This is a genomic window from uncultured Methylobacterium sp. (assembly GCF_964244095.1).
Lineage (GTDB): Bacteria > Pseudomonadota > Alphaproteobacteria > Rhizobiales > Beijerinckiaceae > Methylobacterium.
The window spans coordinates 16,427-30,603 of the sequence record NZ_CAXTHR010000039.1 but is presented as its reverse complement, the minus strand read 5'-3'; the positions used below and the strand labels follow the sequence as shown (position 1 = coordinate 30,603).

Here is a 14,177-nt window from a genome sequence, read left to right as displayed (position 1 = left end):
ACCTGAAGAAGCAGGCGGCGCGCTGCATGGATTGCGGCATCCCGTTCTGCCACGGCCCCACGGGGTGCCCGGTGCACAACCAGATCCCGGACTGGAACGAGCTCGTCTACCAGTCCGACTGGGAGGAGGCCGCGCGCAACCTGCACTCGACCAACAACTTCCCCGAGTTCACCGGCCGCATCTGCCCCGCGCCCTGCGAGGAGGCGTGCACGCTCAACCTCGAGAACCAGCCGGTGGCGATCAAGACCATCGAGCAGGCGATCGCCGACCGCGCCTGGAACATGGGCTGGGTCAGGCCCGAGCCCTCAGTCACCCGCACCGGCAGGAAGGTCGCGGTGATCGGCTCGGGGCCGGCCGGCATGGCGGCGGCGCAGCAGCTCGCCCGCGTCGGCCACGCCGTGCACGTCTACGAGCGCGAGCCCAAGGCCGGCGGCCTGCTGCGCTACGGCATTCCCGACTTCAAGATGGAGAAGCGCCACATCGACCGGCGCGTGAAGCAGATGGAGGCCGAGGGCGTGGTGTTCCACTACGGCCAGAACGTCGGCGTCACGAAGCCGGTGGCGGAACTGACGGCGGAGTACGATGCGGTGCTGTTCTCGGGCGGCGCCGAGGACCCGCGCAACCCGGACCTGCCGGGCCAGGAGCTGGAGGGCGTGCACTACGCGATGCCCTACCTGATCCAGTCGAACCGCCGCGTCGGCGCCGAGCCGATGCGCGGCAACGGCGAGGTGCCGATCCTGGCCACGGCCAAGAACGTCGTGGTCATCGGCGGCGGCGACACGGCCTCGGACTGCGTCGGCACCGCCTTCCGCCAGGGCGCACTGTCGGTGACGCAGCTCGACATCCGCCCGCGGCCCCCGGAGCACGAGGACAAGCTCTCGGTGTGGCCGTACTGGCCGACCAAGATGCGGACCTCGTCGAGCCAGGCGGAGGGCGCCGAGCGCGAGTTCCAGGCGGCGACGCTGCGGCTGGAGGGCAAGAAGGGCCGGCTGACGGGCGTGGTCTGCGCCCGCGTCGACGCCCGGCGCCAGCCGATCCCGGGCAGCGAGTTCGTGCTGCCGGCCGACCTCGTCTTCATGGCGATCGGCTTTGCCGGCTCGATGCAGAAGGGCCTGCTGGAGCAGTCCGGGATCACCGTGAGCCGGCGCGGCAACGTCGAGGCCAACGAGGAGGATTACCGCACCTCCGACCCGAAGATCTGGGCCGCCGGCGACATGCGCCGCGGCCAGTCGCTGGTGGTCTGGGCGATCCGCGAGGGCCGTCAGGCGGCGCGCTCGATCGACGAGACGCTGATGGGCGCCTCGATCCTGCCGCGCTGACCGACCGTCCTCGACCGTCGGTGCGGGATGCGGACGCGCGGGTCGGCGCGGCATCCGAGGTTCCCGAGACGCAGCAGAGACCCGGGTCGAACCGAGATGACAGCCACCACCCCGTCGCCCGATGCCGCGAGGACGCGGGGGACGATGCAGGGCGGCCCGGCTTCGATGTCGCGGACGGCGTGGACGGTCCGAACCGTCGCGGCGGCGGCGATCTGTACGATCGTGCTCCTGCTCGATCTCACCAGCTTCTCGCAGCTCATCTTCGCCGGGCCCCTGGCGCCGAGTCTCGTCGCCGGGCTCGGCGCGATGCTGTCGGCCTACATCGTCGGCAGCCTGATCTTCGTCGCGACACGCCGCGCGGCGCCGGTGACGCTGTCCTTCATCGGTGGCGCGGCGATCGTGCAGGCGGCGGTCGCCGCGACGGTCGCCGAGCGCCTTCGCTCCGCGGGACTCGTCGATCCCGACCTGATCGGCCGGATCGTCCTGCTCGTGTGCGGCGTCACGACCTTCGCGACGGGCGCGGCCTTCCTGATGCTCGGGATCGCGCGCGCTTCGCTGCTGGCGCAACTCCTGCCCTACCCGGTGTTGACCGGGTTCCTCGGGGGCGTGGGAATGCTGTTCCTCAAGAGCGGCTCGCAGATCGGCGCACGCGTCGCCGACCCGTTCGGGCCGCACGATCCCGGAATGCTCGCGCGGCTCGGTCTCACGCTGGCGATCGGCGCCTGCGTCTTCTACCTGCCGCGCCGCGTGCCCCACTGGACGGTCTATCCCGGCGTCGTTCTCGGCACCTTCGTGGCGACCCATGCGATGCTGGCGTGGTTCGGCATCGATCCGGCGACCGCGCAACACGACGGCTGGCTGCTCGATCCGCTTCCGGGCGGCACCCTGCTGCGGATGCCCGCGGCTCGTGGGCTCGGCAGCCTCGACCTCGCGCTTCTCCTGTCCCTGCTTCCGCAGATCGCCACCCAGGTCGTCGTCGCGATCGTCATCCAGCTCCTCTACGTCCTCAGCGTCGAGCTGGAGATGCAGAGGGATCTCGACATCGATTCGATGTTCGTTTCCTCGGGAGCCGCCAACCTGATCGGCAGCCTGTTCGGCAGCCCGGCGATGGGATTCGGACGCACTTCGACCCTGCTGCTGCACAACCTCGGCGGCGGCAACTGGCTGGGTTGGTCGCTGACCATCGTCGTGATGGCGGCCCTGCTGGCGCTGGGCGCCGCGCCCCTGGCGCTGCTGCCGCGGCCCCTGGCCGGGGGCACGCTCATCGCCATCGGCCTCGGCCTGATGGCGACGCTGGCTCTCGCCTACCGCTCGATCTCCCTCTGGGAGACCGTGATCGCGCTCATCGTCGCCGCCGCCACGGTCCTGTTCGGCGCGACGCAAGGGTTCCTCGTCGGCATCGCGCTGGCGATCCTGATCTTCGCGGTCCAGTATGGGCAGATCCCGGCGATCCGATTGGCCCAGTCCGGAATCGAGCGTCCGAGCAGCGTGATCCGTGCGCCCGACGCCACGCAGGCGCTGCAGGGCGCGGGCCGACGAACCCTGATCTACACGCTCCAGGGCTACCTGTTCTTCCTCAACGCGCAGGCGGTCTACCATCGTGCCGCCGCGACGGTGGCGGTGCAGCCGGATCTGCGTTTCCTGGTCCTGGACTTCCGCGAATGCGTCGGCCTGGACAGTTCGGCGCTGATCGCCTTCCGCAAGGTCGCTCAGCTCGCCGAGCGGCACGGCTTCGACGTCCTGCTCGTCCATGTCGCGCCAACGGCCGTTCGCCAGGTCACGCGCGGCGGCCTCGCCGCCCGATCGCGAATGCGGGTTCTCGGGACCCTCGACCACGCCCTCCTGCACGCGGAGGCGGTGCTGCTCGCCGAGGTGGGCCTCGCGACGGACCGCGCCGATGCCACCTTCGCCGAGCAGTTGGGGCAGCGGTTGCACCGCACGGTCGTGCAGGCCGACCTCGCCCCCTACCTGACGTCGCGGACGCTCGACGCCGGCGAGACCCTGCTTCGGCAGGGCGGGGAGGCCGACACGCTCTACTTCGTCGAGAGCGGGGTGGTGTCGATCGAGCTGGAGGTCGAGAACCGGCCGAACCTGCGGCTGCGGACCACGATGGCGGGGACGGTGATCGGCGAGGTTGCGATGATGCAGGGCGGGTTGCGTACCGCGACGGCCGTCGCCGAGACCGGCTGCGTCGTGGTCGGCGTCAGCCGGGACGCCCTCACCCGCATGGAGCACGAGCGTCCGGACCTCGCCCTGTTGCTCCAGCGGTTCCTGATCCTCGAACTGGCGAGCAAGGTCGCGGACACGAACCGGCTGCTCCAGGCGACGTTTCGCTAGAGCATTTTCCATGATTCTTGAATCACGAAAAATGCTCTAAGTCTTTTTGTGGTCGCATTTTCTTCACGCGAGCCGATATCCACCTCGCTGGAAAATGCTCTCGCGCTCCGGGCAAGCGGAGGCCTGGTCCGCCTCACGGCGCGCGAAGAGACGACGACCTGGGGCCGTCCGCGATCAGCCCGGCGGCCAGCGGAAGTCGTCGGCGCGGCCGGGCTGCGGCATCGGGGCGGCGCCGCGCAGGAGCGATCGCTCGACGATGCCCGTCGCGTCGCCGTCGCGCGGGCGGCCGCTGGTGAGGACGCCGCCGGGCGAAAGCTCTGCCCGTCCGAGCGGGACCACCGGACCGGCCACCGGCTTGACCGGGAGCGCCGGTACGCCGGGCGGCTCGGGCAGGCTCGGCAGCATCGCCGTGATCTGCCGATCGATCGCCGCCACGTCGTCGAGCTTCGGGGCCGCCCCGTCGAGGGCCGGCATCGGAACCGCCGAGACCGCCGCGGCGGGTTGCTCGGGCGCGACGGGGCTCGCGCCCATCAGCCGCTTCAGCTCGACATCGACGAAATGCGCGAGCTTGCGCGCGCCGGCATGGGTGAAGTGCACCCCGTCCGCGGTGCGAAGCTTGGCGGTCTGGCCGTCGAGGTCCGGCCCGGCGACGGCGTAGCGGTTGCGCTCGTCGGCAAAGCCCGGCCAGACGTCGACATAGGTCCCGCCCGCCTTCGCGACGGCATCGCGGAACATCTCGTTGAAGCCGGTCAGGTCGCGGGTCAGGGTCTCGTTGCGCATCGGCGGCGTGCCGACCCAGACCAGCGGGATCCTGCGGTCGGCGAAGACCTTGATCAGCGCGTCGATCCGGCCCCGGTAGACCTCGCGCCAGCGGTCGGAGAGCGGGTCGAGGCTCTGGTCGCCCTCGCGGATCGGCTGGCGGTCGTTGGCGCCGATCATCACCACCGCGTAGCCGACCTTCGGGTTGGCTCTCAGGTACTCCTCGGCGGCCTTGGGCCAGTCGACCACGTCCTTGCGCACGAGGCCGCTGTCGCCTTTGGCGCGGTCGATCACCGCCACGTCGGAATTGTCCTCGAACACCTCGCCGAGCCCGCGGCTGAGATGGTCGGCCAGCGAATCGCCGAACACCGCGACCTGCACCCTCGGTTCGGTCTTCGGCGCCGCGGGCTGCGGTGCGGCCACCGCCGGGGCCGGGCGGGTCTGCGGGCGCCGGACCGGACGGTAGCCCTCGGCACCGGACGGCGCGCGCGCGCGCGGCTGGCGATAGACCGGCTCGGCCTGGCGCGGGGCGTCCTGCCGGGGCTGGTCCTCCCACGGCCAGTAGAACTGGCGCGGGGCGTCCTGCGGCGCGGCGCGGCGCGGCGCCCGCGCGTAGCCGTCGTCGTCGCGATAGGCGGCGTCGCGCGGGCGGCGGCGCGGCGGCGCGGCGTAGCCGTCGCCCCGCGGCTGGTCGTAGCCGTCGCCCCATTGGGCGAGCGCCGGCGGCACCGGGAACAGGACGAGGGCGAGGATCGGAGCCAGGGCCAAGGCGGAACCGCGGGCGGGCCGACGCTTCGGACGCATCCGGCCGGGACGCGGAGCGAGGGCGTCGCCTCGGTTCGTCGCATCGCGCTCCATGAATCCTCCGCGTCCGTCCGGGCCGACGGCCCGCCGCCGAGCATAGCGGAGCCGGGGCCGTGCGTCTAAGGGCGGGCGAGGCGGTCGCGCAGCGCCGGCGTCGCGTAGCCGTCGGCGGGGAGGCCTTCGCGGATCTGGTAGCGGCGCACCGCGTCGCGCAGAACCGGCCCGGCCCGGCCGTCGGCCTCGCCGGAATAGAGCCCTTCCGAGGCGAGCCCGCGCTGGAGCGCCTGAAGGCCGGCCCTGTCGAGGCGCGCGGCCCCGCTCGGCCAGGGCGCGGCGAGGGGCGGCCCGCCCGCGAGCCGGTCGGCCAGGTGGCCGACGGCGAGCGCGTAGGCATCCGAGGTGTTGTAGGCGCGGATCACCGCGAAGTTGTCGGTGATCAGGAACACCGGACCGCCCGCACCACCGGGCAGGAACAGGGCGGCGGCGCCCGCTTCCGGCAGCGATCCGCCGTCGACGCGGCGCACGCCGCGCCGCGAGAACTCCGACAGGTCGCCGGCATGGCGGGCGAGGTCGAAGGCCTCCGGCAGGCGCACCGCGTAACCCCACGCGACGTTCGGGTTCCAGCCGAGATCCTTGAGGTAGGCGGCGATGGAGGCGAGGGCGTCGGCCTCGCTCGTCCAGATGTCGCGGTGGCCGTCGCCGTCGAAATCGACCGCGTGCGCGAGGAAGGTCGAGGGCAGGAACTGCACCTGCCCCATCGCGCCGGCCCAGCTTCCGCGCATGGCTTCCGGCGCGATGTCGCCGCGCTCCAGGATGGCGAGCGCGGCGAGCAGCTCGTCGCGAAACAGGTCGCCGCGGTGGCGGGCGGCGGCGAGCGTAGCCAGCGCCCGGACCGTCGGCACGGTGCCGCCGCTCGCGCCGAAATCCGACTCGACGCCCCAGAAGGCCAGGACGATCGAGGCCGGCACGCCGGTGCGCGCTTCGATGACCGCCAGCGTCGCACGAAGCGCCGCCCCGCGCGCGCGGCCGCGCGCGATCCGGCCGGGCGAGACCGCGCCGACGAGGTACTCCCAGACCGGCCGCCCGAACTCGCCCTGGCCCTTGATGCGCGCGAGCACCGCGGGATCGGGGCCGGAGACGCCGCGGAAGGCGGCCTCGAAGGTCTTCGGCGAGATGCCCCTGGCCAGCGCGTCGGGCCGAAGCGCCGCGACGAAGGCACCGAACGCCGCCGCGTCGCCGCGCGCGCTCTTACGGACGGCGGCGGGACCCGGCGCGGGCTCGGCCAGCGCTGTGCTCGCGCAACAGCCGATGCACCCTGCGAGGATGGCGATGCGGGCGGATCGCATCGCGTCAGCGCCGGTTGCGCTTGCCCAGCGCGTCCTCCCAGGCGAGCGCCTGGGCCACGATCGCTGCGAGGTCGTCGTGCTTCGGGCGCCAGCCGAGGCGGTCGCGGATGCGCGACGCCTCGGCCACGATCCGCGCCGGATCGCCGGGGCGGCGGGGCGAGAGCCGGACCTCGAAGTCGCGGCCCGACACGCGCCTGACCGTGTCGATCACCTCCAGCACCGAGTAGCCGGTGCCGTAGCCGCAATTGAGCGTCAGGCTCTCGCCGCCCGCGCGCAGGTGTTCGAGCGCCATGCGGTGCGCCTCGGCGAGGTCGGAGACCTGGATGTAGTCGCGCAGGCACGAGCCGTCCGGCGTCGGATAGTCGGTGCCGAACACGTCGAGATGGCTGCGCTGCCCGAGCGCCGCCTGCGTCGCGACCTTGATCAGGTGCGTGGCGTTCAGCGTCGACTGCCCGGTGCGCCCGCGCGGGTCGGCGCCGGCGACGTTGAAGTAGCGCAGGATCACGTAGCTGAAGCCGTGGGCGGCGGCTGCGTCGCGGATCATCCACTCGCTCATCAGCTTCGAACGGCCGTAGGGGTTGATCGGGGCGGTGGGCAGGTCCTCCGGCACCGGCACGGTCTCGGGCTCGCCGTAGACGGCGGCGGTGGAGGAGAAGATGACGTGCTTCACGCCGGTGCGCACCGCGGTCTCGATCAGCGCGCGGGTCTTGACCGTGTTGGCGAGGTAGTAGTGCAGCGGGTCGCTGACCGAGTCCGGCACCACGATGCGGGCGGCGAAATGCGCCAGCGCGTCGATGCGGTGCCGCACGATCGTCTCGGTGACGAGGCCCTGGTCGGCCACATCCCCGCGCACGAGCCTCACCTCCGGCGGCAGTGCCCAGTCGAACCCGGTCGACAGGTCGTCGAGCACGACGACCTCCTCCTGCCCGGCATCCTGCAGCGCCAGGACCATGTGGCTGCCGATGTAGCCGGCGCCGCCCGTCACCAGAACCGCCATCGCGTCCCCCCGGATTAAGAAACCGCGCGCCCGCCCGCGACGGCGCTTGCTTTTAACCGGCAATGCTTAATCGTGCGCCTCATCGGCGCCTAGCCGATCGACACGCCGTGCTATCGTCGCCGGGAAGGCCAAACCCGTCCGACGCCCGCTCCGTTCAACTGCCGTTCCTGGGTTCCCGCTCGATGAAACCGATCCGCAAGGCCGTCCTTCCCGTCGCGGGCCTCGGCACCCGCTTCCTGCCCGCCACCAAGGCCGTCCCGAAGGAGATGCTGACGGTGGTCGACCGTCCGGTGGTGCAGCACGTGGTCGACGAGGCGCGCGAGGCCGGCATCGAGCACTTCATCTTCGTCACCGGCCGCGGCAAGGCGGTGATCGAGGACCATTTCGACATCGCGTTCGAGCTCGATCACATGCTGCGGGAGCGCGGCAAGCAGGCGGCCTACGACGAACTCAAGCGCGACCTGCCCGTCGCCGGCCGGACCAGCTTCACCCGCCAGCAGGCGCCGCTGGGGCTCGGCCACGCGGTGTGGTGCGCCCGCGAGATCGTCGGCGACGAGCCCTTCGCCGTGCTGCTGCCGGACATGCTCAGCCGCGGCTGCATGGGGCAGATGCTCGCGGCCTACGAGCGCCACGGCGGCAACGTCGTGGCCGTCGAGGAGGTCGCCCCGGAGGAGACGCACCAGTACGGCATCGTCAGCGTCGGGCAGACCTTCGGCCAGACCTTCGAGGTCACCGGCATGGTGGAGAAGCCGAAAGCCGGCACCGCGCCCTCGAACTTCATCATCTCCGGCCGCTACATCCTCCAGCCCGAGATCTTCGCGATCCTGGAGCACGGCGAGACCGGCGCCGGCGGCGAGATCCAGCTCACCGACGCGATGATCAGGCTGATGGCCGACCAGGATTTCTTCGGCATGCGCTACGAGGGCCGGACCTACGACACCGGCTCGAAGCTCGGCTTCCTCACCGCCAACATCGCCTACGCGCTCGACCGCAAGGATCTCGCCGGGCCGCTGAAGGCCGAGATCGCCAAGCTACTTGCCGAGCACTGAGGCCGAGCTTGCGTTCGGCGCGGCCGGGGCATGCGCCACGTGCGTGACGAAAGTCCTTGCGTTCTGTGCAGCGCACTTTATTTTGTGCATTGCGGGATCGCGATGGCGTCGCGGTCCGGCAGCCCTTCTTGGGCGTTTCCTCCCTAGACTTCGGGCCGCTCCCTCGGGAGTGGCCTTTTTTCTTGTCCGGATTTCTTGTCCGGAGGGTACGCCCGGGGCCGCCCTGCCTACTCCGCGGCGATGCCGAGCGGCGTCTCCGAGCCGAGGTCGTCGGCGACCGCGACGACCACCGCGCGCAGGGCCTCGACCAGACCGAAGAAGCCCGGCGTGATCGCGAGGCTGGCCTCGTTCATGTAGAGCGCGCGGTTGATCTCGACCTGGAGGGCGTGCCGGCCGATGTTCGGCTCGCCGTAATGCTCGGTGATGTAGCCGCCGGCATAGGGCTTGTTGCGCACCACCTTGAAGCCGCGGGCGCGGAACGCGCCCTCGAAGGCGTCGATCAGGCCCGGCTCGCAGGCGGTGCCGAAACGGTCGCCGAGCACGAAGTCGGCCCGCGCGTCGCCGTCGCGCCCGAGGCTCGACGAGGGCATCGAATGGCAGTCGATCAGGATGCAGCGCCCGAAATCCCGCGCCGTGCGCAGGATCAGGCCGCGCAGCGCCCGGTGATACGGCTTGTACAGGCCGTCGATGCGCGCGACCGCGTCCTCCACCGGCATGCGGCCGGCATAGATCTCCTGCCCGTCGGCGACGACGCGCGGCACGGTGCCGAGCCCGCCCGCGACTCGCATCGAGCGCGTGTTGGCAAAAGCCGGCAGCCGCCCCTCGAACATCCGCGGATCGAGTTCGTAGGGCTCGCGGTTCACGTCGAGGTAGGCGCGCGGGAAGTTGCAGCGCAGCAGCGGCGCGCCGAGCTCGACCACGGGGGCAAACAGCCGCTCGACATGGGCGTCCTCGGAGCGGCGCAGCGAGAGGGCGTCGAGGCGCGACGCCTTGAGGAAGGCATCCGGATAGACAGATCCGGAATGCCCGGTGTTGAACACGAAGGGCAGGGTGTGCCGCACCGGCTCGTCCACCGCGAAGGCGGGCGCGAAGCCGAAGGCGTCTGTCTGGTCCGGGGAGGGCGTTGTCATCGGCGGGAAGGCGCACCGTTGGGCGAGCACGAGGGAGCCCTACTCTGGGGCGCGGGGGCCGGGCTGTCCACCGTCCGGAAGGTCGGCGCAGCGCCCGGGTGGTGCGCCCCGTCACGCTGCCCGGACGCGCGATCCTAACGCCTTGTTTACCACCCGCTCCCTTTATGAAAAGAACGTGATGAACCGAGGGTCCGGAACCGTCCGATGAAAATCCTGCTGGCGGAAGACGACAACGACATGCGCCGGTTCCTGGCCAAGGCGCTGCAGAACGCCGGCTACGACGTGCTGTCGTTCGACAACGGCCTTTCGGCCTACAACCGCTTGCGCGAAGAGCCGTTCGAACTGCTGCTCACCGACATCGTGATGCCGGAGATGGACGGGATCGAACTCGCCCGCCGCGCGACCGAGCTCGATCCCGACATCAAGGTGATGTTCATCACGGGCTTCGCCGCCGTGGCGCTGAACCCGGACTCGAAGGCCCCCAAGGACGCCAAGGTCCTGTCCAAGCCGTTCCACCTGCGCGACCTCGTCAACGAGGTGGAGAAGCTGCTGGCCGCCTGACGCGCGCCGCAACGTTCCGGCCATAGGCAATCGGACGCGCCGGCCCCTATATGGTCGGCGTCATCCGCGGGACGCGAGCACTCCGATGCAGCCGGTCACGATCTACACCACGGCCTGGTGCCCCTACTGCTCGGCGGCCAAGAGCCTGCTGAAGGAGAAGGGCGCCGCGTTCCGCGAAGTCGACGTCGAGAAGACGCAGGGCGCGCGCGCGGCGATGGTCGAGCGCGCGGGCGGGCGCACCAGCGTGCCGCAGATCTTCGTCGGCGAGACCCATGTCGGCGGCTGCGACGACCTCTACGCCCTGGAGCGTGCGGGCAAGCTCGACCCGCTGCTGAAGGCTTCCGCGGATGCCTGAGCCGCGCTTCGTCGCCGCCTGCGTGCAGATGCGCTCGGGCCGCGACCCGGCCGCGAACCGCGACGCGGCGGTGGCGGGGGTGCGCGAGGCGGCTGCGCGCGGGGCGCACTACGTCCAGACGCCGGAGATGACCGCGCTGGTGGAGCGCGACCGGGCGCGGCTGTTCGACCGGGTGCGGACGCAGGACGCCGACGAGACGCTGGCGGCGTTGCGCGACACGGCGCGCGCGACCGGCACGGTGGTGCACATCGGCTCGCTGGCGATCCGCGCCGGCGACAGGATCGCCAACCGCGCCTTCCTGATCGACGCCGAGGGCGCGATCACCGCGGCCTACGACAAGCTTCACCTGTTCGACGTGGACCTGCCGAGCGGCGAGCGTTGGCGGGAATCGGCGACCTATACCGGCGGCGCCTGCGCCGTCGTGGCGCCGACGCCCTGGGCCGAGATCGGGCTCGGGATCTGCTACGATGTCCGCTTCCCGGCGCTCTACCGGGCGCTGGCCGAGGCGGGCGCGACGGTGCTGACGGCGCCCGCCTGCTTCACGCGGCAGACCGGGGAGGCGCATTGGCACGTGCTGCACCGGGCGCGCGCCATCGAGACCGGCTCGTTCATGATCTCGGCGGCGCAGGGCGGGCGCCACGAGGACGGGCGCGAGACCTACGGGCATTCGCTGATCGTCGATCCGTGGGGCCGGATGCTGGCCGAGGCCGGCGGCGCGGAGCCGGGCGTGATCCTGGCCGAGATCGACCTCTCGGCCGTCGCCGAGGCGCGCGCGCGGATTCCCGCCCTTCAGCACGCCAAGCCCTTCACGGTGGAGCGCATCGGCTCGGCCCGAGGCGTGCGGCCATAGCACCGACGGCTCTTACGTTCGACACCGCCCCGATCGGCCGTCGGCAAGCGCCGACGCCTTCGGCCGATCATGGTCGCTGGCAACGGGCGAAGGCCACAGGTATGAGATCATGATCCGGTACAGTCTGGTCTGCGCGGCCGGGCACGGCTTCGAGAGCTGGTTTCCCTCCTCCGATTCGTTCGACGATCAGGCCGCCCGCGGCCTCGTCACCTGTCCGGTCTGCGACTCGCCGAAGGTCGCCAAGGGGCTGATGGCGCCGAGCCTCGCGCGCACCGACCGCGCACGGGCGCCGGACCCTGCGCCCGGCCCGGACGCCGCCCTCGCCGCGCTTCCGATGATCGCCGAACCGGAGCGCCGCCTGCGGGCGATGCTGCGCGCGGTGCGCGCGCGGGTGGAGGCGACGGCCGAGCCTGTCGGGGCACGCTTCCCCGAGGAGGCGCGCAAGATCCATTACGGCGAATCGGCGGAGCGCCCGATCTACGGGCAGGCGAGCCCGGAAGAGGCCCGCGCGCTCATCGACGAGGGCATCGACGTGGCGCCGCTGCCGCCGATGCCCGACGACCGCAACTGACTCAGCCCTTCGCCGCGGCCGTGCCGGCCAGACTCGCGAGGAGGACGGCGATCAGCGCGTTCCAGCCGGCGAGCGAGATCCCGAGCACGCGCAGCGCCGCCGTCCCGCAATCGACCACCCGGGTCGCCTTGAGCGCGTCGAGGAAGGCGCCGACCTCCGCCGGGTTGGCGCCGCTGCCGCCGCCGCAATCGGTCGGGCCCGGCCAGAGGCCCCATTCCGCGCCCGCATGGTAGGCGCCGAGCCCCGCGCCGTAGACGAGGCCGGCGGCGGCGAGCCCGAGCGCGAGGCGCGCGAGGCGCTCGGGCAGGAACAGGGAGGCCAAGCTCAGGGGCAGGGCGGCGTAGTAGGGCAGCCGCTCGGCGAGGCAGAGCTTGCACGGAACGTAGCCGTAGCCGAACTGGAGCACGAGCGCGCCGCCGACCGTCAGACCCGAGCCGATCAGCACGGCGAGTGCGGCGCGGCGCAGGCGCAGCAGGGCGGCGTCATCCATCTACAGGATCACCTTGAACAGGACGAAGCCGAGCACGATCATCCCGATCGAGATCGCCGCCACGGCGTTGAGGTGCCGGTCGAGCACCCCGCGGATCTGGATGCCGTAACGCCCGAGCAGCCCGGCAAGGATGAAGAACCGCGCCCCGCGGGTGACGATCGAGAGGATCGTGAACCAGAACAGGCTGTAATGGGCAAAGCCCGAGGTGATGGTCACGAGCTTGTAGGGGATCGGCGTCAGACCTTTCAGCAGGATCACCCAGTGCCCGTACTTCGCGTAGGAATCCTGGAAGGTCGAGGCCGAGTTCTGCAGGCCGTAGAGGGCGATGAGCCATTGCCCGAGCGAATCGAACAGCAGCGCGCCGATGGCGTAGCCGACAAGCCCCCCGAGCACGGACGCCACGGTGGCGATCAGCGCGTAGCGCCAGACCCGGTCGGGCCGGCTCACCGCCATCGGCACCAGCATCGCGTCGGGCGGCACCGGGAAGAACGAGCTCTCGGCAAAAGCCACCGCGCCGAGCACGTAGGGCGCCGACGGCTTGCCCGAGAGCGCGAGTATCCACTCGTAGAGGCGGCGGATCATCGGGGCTGTCTGCGTCCGGGGAAGGGAGGGCGGCGCCCTTTGAGCATAGCCGCCCGCCCGGTGCCAGCGCGGCGAGCCTGCGCGGGGAACGGCGTGGAGGAGGCTTGAGCGGGAATGGGGCTTGAGCGGGAAGGGGGCTTGGCCCGAACGCCGAACCTGTGCGAAGAGGCGGCCGCTGCGGGTATGGCGGAATTGGTAGACGCGGGCGACTCAAAATCGCCAGCCGCAAGGCGTGGGGGTTCGATTCCCTCTACCCGCACCAGAACGCTTCACCCCGCCTCCAGGAACCTCCGAATCCAGCCGCCGACCCGGACGCGGTCGTCCGGTGCGTCGAGGGAGGCCAGGGCCGCGTCCGCTCGCTCCGGGTCGGCGCGCGCGTCGGCGTGTCCGGCGATCAGGGCGCGGGTGTAGGCCGGCTCGAATTCGGGGTGGAACTGCACCGAGACCGCCGCCCGGTCCGCGTAGGCGAGCATCGCGTGGGGCGTGAAGGCGCTGGCCGCGAGGATGCGGGCCGCGGGCGGCAGCGCCACGACCTGATCCTGATGGAACGCCGCCACGGCGATTTGCGCCGCGTCGTCCATGAACGGGGCCCGCTCCCGCACCGCGTAGGCGTGCAGGCCGAGCGCACGTCCCTTCGCCGAACGCTCGGCACGGCCGCCGAACGCCTCGGCCATGATCTGATGGCCGAAGCAGATGCCGACGAGCGGCCGGTCCGGCGGCACGGCACGCACGAACGCGACCAGCGGCGCGATCCAGGGCAGCGGATCGTAGACGCCCGCGGCCGAGCCTGTGATCGCGTAGGCCTCGAACGCGTCCGGGCGGTCGGGAAGGCGCCCGGCGCGCACGTCGAGGATCGTGCAGGCATGCGCCGGGCCGAGGAGGCGGGCGGTCATGGCGCCGTAGGACGGGAAGCCGGCAAGCCGCTCCGGTGGGCTGCCCGCTTCGAGGATCGCGATGCGCACGTGTCTGCTCCGATGCCGATGACCAGAGTGCTTCCCGACGAAGTGGACACCGGTTCGTCGCAGGC

14 protein-coding genes and 1 tRNA gene are annotated in these 14,177 nt (G+C 71.5%); 8 read left to right on the top strand and 7 right to left on the bottom strand.

Annotated features, from left to right (window positions below; genetic code table 11):
• Together ACFE86_RS08760 and ACFE86_RS08755 are read left to right on the top strand one after the other, a co-directional pair.
• On the top strand, nt 1-1,319 hold a 1,319-nt coding region (locus ACFE86_RS08760), incomplete at its 5' end, for a glutamate synthase subunit beta (RefSeq protein WP_375454941.1).
• Nucleotides 1,320-1,415: 96 nt separating this feature from the next.
• Nucleotides 1,416-3,656 carry a cyclic nucleotide-binding domain-containing protein gene (locus ACFE86_RS08755; RefSeq protein ID WP_375454940.1) on the top strand — a complete coding sequence of 747 codons (2,241 nt, stop codon included), beginning with the start codon at nt 1,416-1,418 and terminating at the stop codon, nt 3,654-3,656.
• Nucleotides 3,657-3,830: 174 nt separating this feature from the next.
• Here the strand turns inward: ACFE86_RS08755 and ACFE86_RS08750 are convergent, their stop codons facing one another.
• From ACFE86_RS08750 to galE, 3 genes are all read right to left on the bottom strand, one after another.
• Entirely contained in the window at nt 3,831-5,219 is a 1,389-nt protein-coding gene (locus tag ACFE86_RS08750) for a DUF459 domain-containing protein (RefSeq protein WP_375454939.1), read from the bottom strand.
• A gap of 119 nt (nt 5,220-5,338) precedes the next feature.
• The gene (locus ACFE86_RS08745; RefSeq protein ID WP_375454938.1) at nt 5,339-6,565 is read right to left on the bottom strand and encodes a lytic murein transglycosylase; all 1,227 of its coding nucleotides are present in this window, start codon (nt 6,563-6,565) and stop codon (nt 5,339-5,341) included.
• Nucleotides 6,566-6,569: 4 nt separating this feature from the next.
• Complete coding sequence (gene galE, locus ACFE86_RS08740; RefSeq protein ID WP_375454937.1) at nt 6,570-7,562, bottom strand: UDP-glucose 4-epimerase GalE; 993 nt, start codon at nt 7,560-7,562, stop codon at nt 6,570-6,572.
• 182 nt (nt 7,563-7,744) lie between these two features.
• Between galE and ACFE86_RS08735 the strand changes: the two genes are divergently transcribed.
• Nucleotides 7,745-8,611 carry a UTP--glucose-1-phosphate uridylyltransferase gene (locus ACFE86_RS08735; protein ID WP_375454936.1) on the top strand — a complete coding sequence of 289 codons (867 nt, stop codon included), beginning with the start codon at nt 7,745-7,747 and terminating at the stop codon, nt 8,609-8,611.
• Between the two features lie 227 nt (nt 8,612-8,838).
• Here ACFE86_RS08735 and ACFE86_RS08730 read toward each other — a convergent pair whose 3' ends face one another.
• Nucleotides 8,839-9,741: an N-formylglutamate amidohydrolase gene (locus ACFE86_RS08730; RefSeq protein ID WP_375454935.1), complete on the bottom strand. Its 903-nt coding sequence runs from the start codon at nt 9,739-9,741 to the stop codon at nt 8,839-8,841.
• A 204-nt stretch (nt 9,742-9,945) separates the two neighbouring features.
• Here ACFE86_RS08730 and cpdR point away from each other — a divergent pair, with 204 nt between their 5' ends.
• From cpdR to ACFE86_RS08710, 4 genes are all read left to right on the top strand, one after another.
• Complete coding sequence (gene cpdR, locus ACFE86_RS08725) at nt 9,946-10,302, top strand: cell cycle two-component system response regulator CpdR (RefSeq protein WP_003603128.1); 357 nt, start codon at nt 9,946-9,948, stop codon at nt 10,300-10,302.
• Between the two features lie 85 nt (nt 10,303-10,387).
• Nucleotides 10,388-10,657 (top strand): glutaredoxin 3, encoded by a 270-nt coding sequence (grxC, locus tag ACFE86_RS08720; RefSeq protein ID WP_375454934.1) that lies wholly within the window; start codon nt 10,388-10,390, stop codon nt 10,655-10,657.
• The gene (locus tag ACFE86_RS08715) at nt 10,650-11,507 is read left to right on the top strand and encodes a carbon-nitrogen hydrolase family protein (RefSeq protein WP_375454933.1); all 858 of its coding nucleotides are present in this window, start codon (nt 10,650-10,652) and stop codon (nt 11,505-11,507) included. The genes grxC and ACFE86_RS08715 overlap by 8 nt, the downstream gene beginning before the upstream one ends.
• A gap of 109 nt (nt 11,508-11,616) precedes the next feature.
• The gene (locus ACFE86_RS08710; protein WP_375454932.1) at nt 11,617-12,078 is read left to right on the top strand and encodes a DUF1178 family protein; all 462 of its coding nucleotides are present in this window, start codon (nt 11,617-11,619) and stop codon (nt 12,076-12,078) included.
• Nucleotide 12,079: 1 nt separating this feature from the next.
• Here ACFE86_RS08710 and ACFE86_RS08705 read toward each other — a convergent pair whose 3' ends face one another.
• Entirely contained in the window at nt 12,080-12,568 is a 489-nt protein-coding gene (locus ACFE86_RS08705; protein WP_375454931.1) for a disulfide bond formation protein B, read from the bottom strand.
• Nucleotides 12,569-13,150, bottom strand: coding sequence for a YqaA family protein (locus ACFE86_RS08700; protein WP_375454930.1), 582 nt, complete (start codon nt 13,148-13,150; stop codon nt 12,569-12,571).
• Between the two features lie 177 nt (nt 13,151-13,327).
• Between ACFE86_RS08700 and ACFE86_RS08695 the strand changes: the two genes are divergently transcribed.
• Nucleotides 13,328-13,412: transfer RNA gene (locus ACFE86_RS08695), tRNA-Leu, on the top strand.
• 7 nt (nt 13,413-13,419) lie between these two features.
• On the opposite strand, the gene ACFE86_RS08690 is transcribed toward ACFE86_RS08695, so the two are convergent.
• Nucleotides 13,420-14,112 carry a type 1 glutamine amidotransferase gene (locus ACFE86_RS08690; protein WP_375454929.1) on the bottom strand — a complete coding sequence of 231 codons (693 nt, stop codon included), beginning with the start codon at nt 14,110-14,112 and terminating at the stop codon, nt 13,420-13,422.
• Nucleotides 14,113-14,177: the final 65 nt, after the last annotated feature.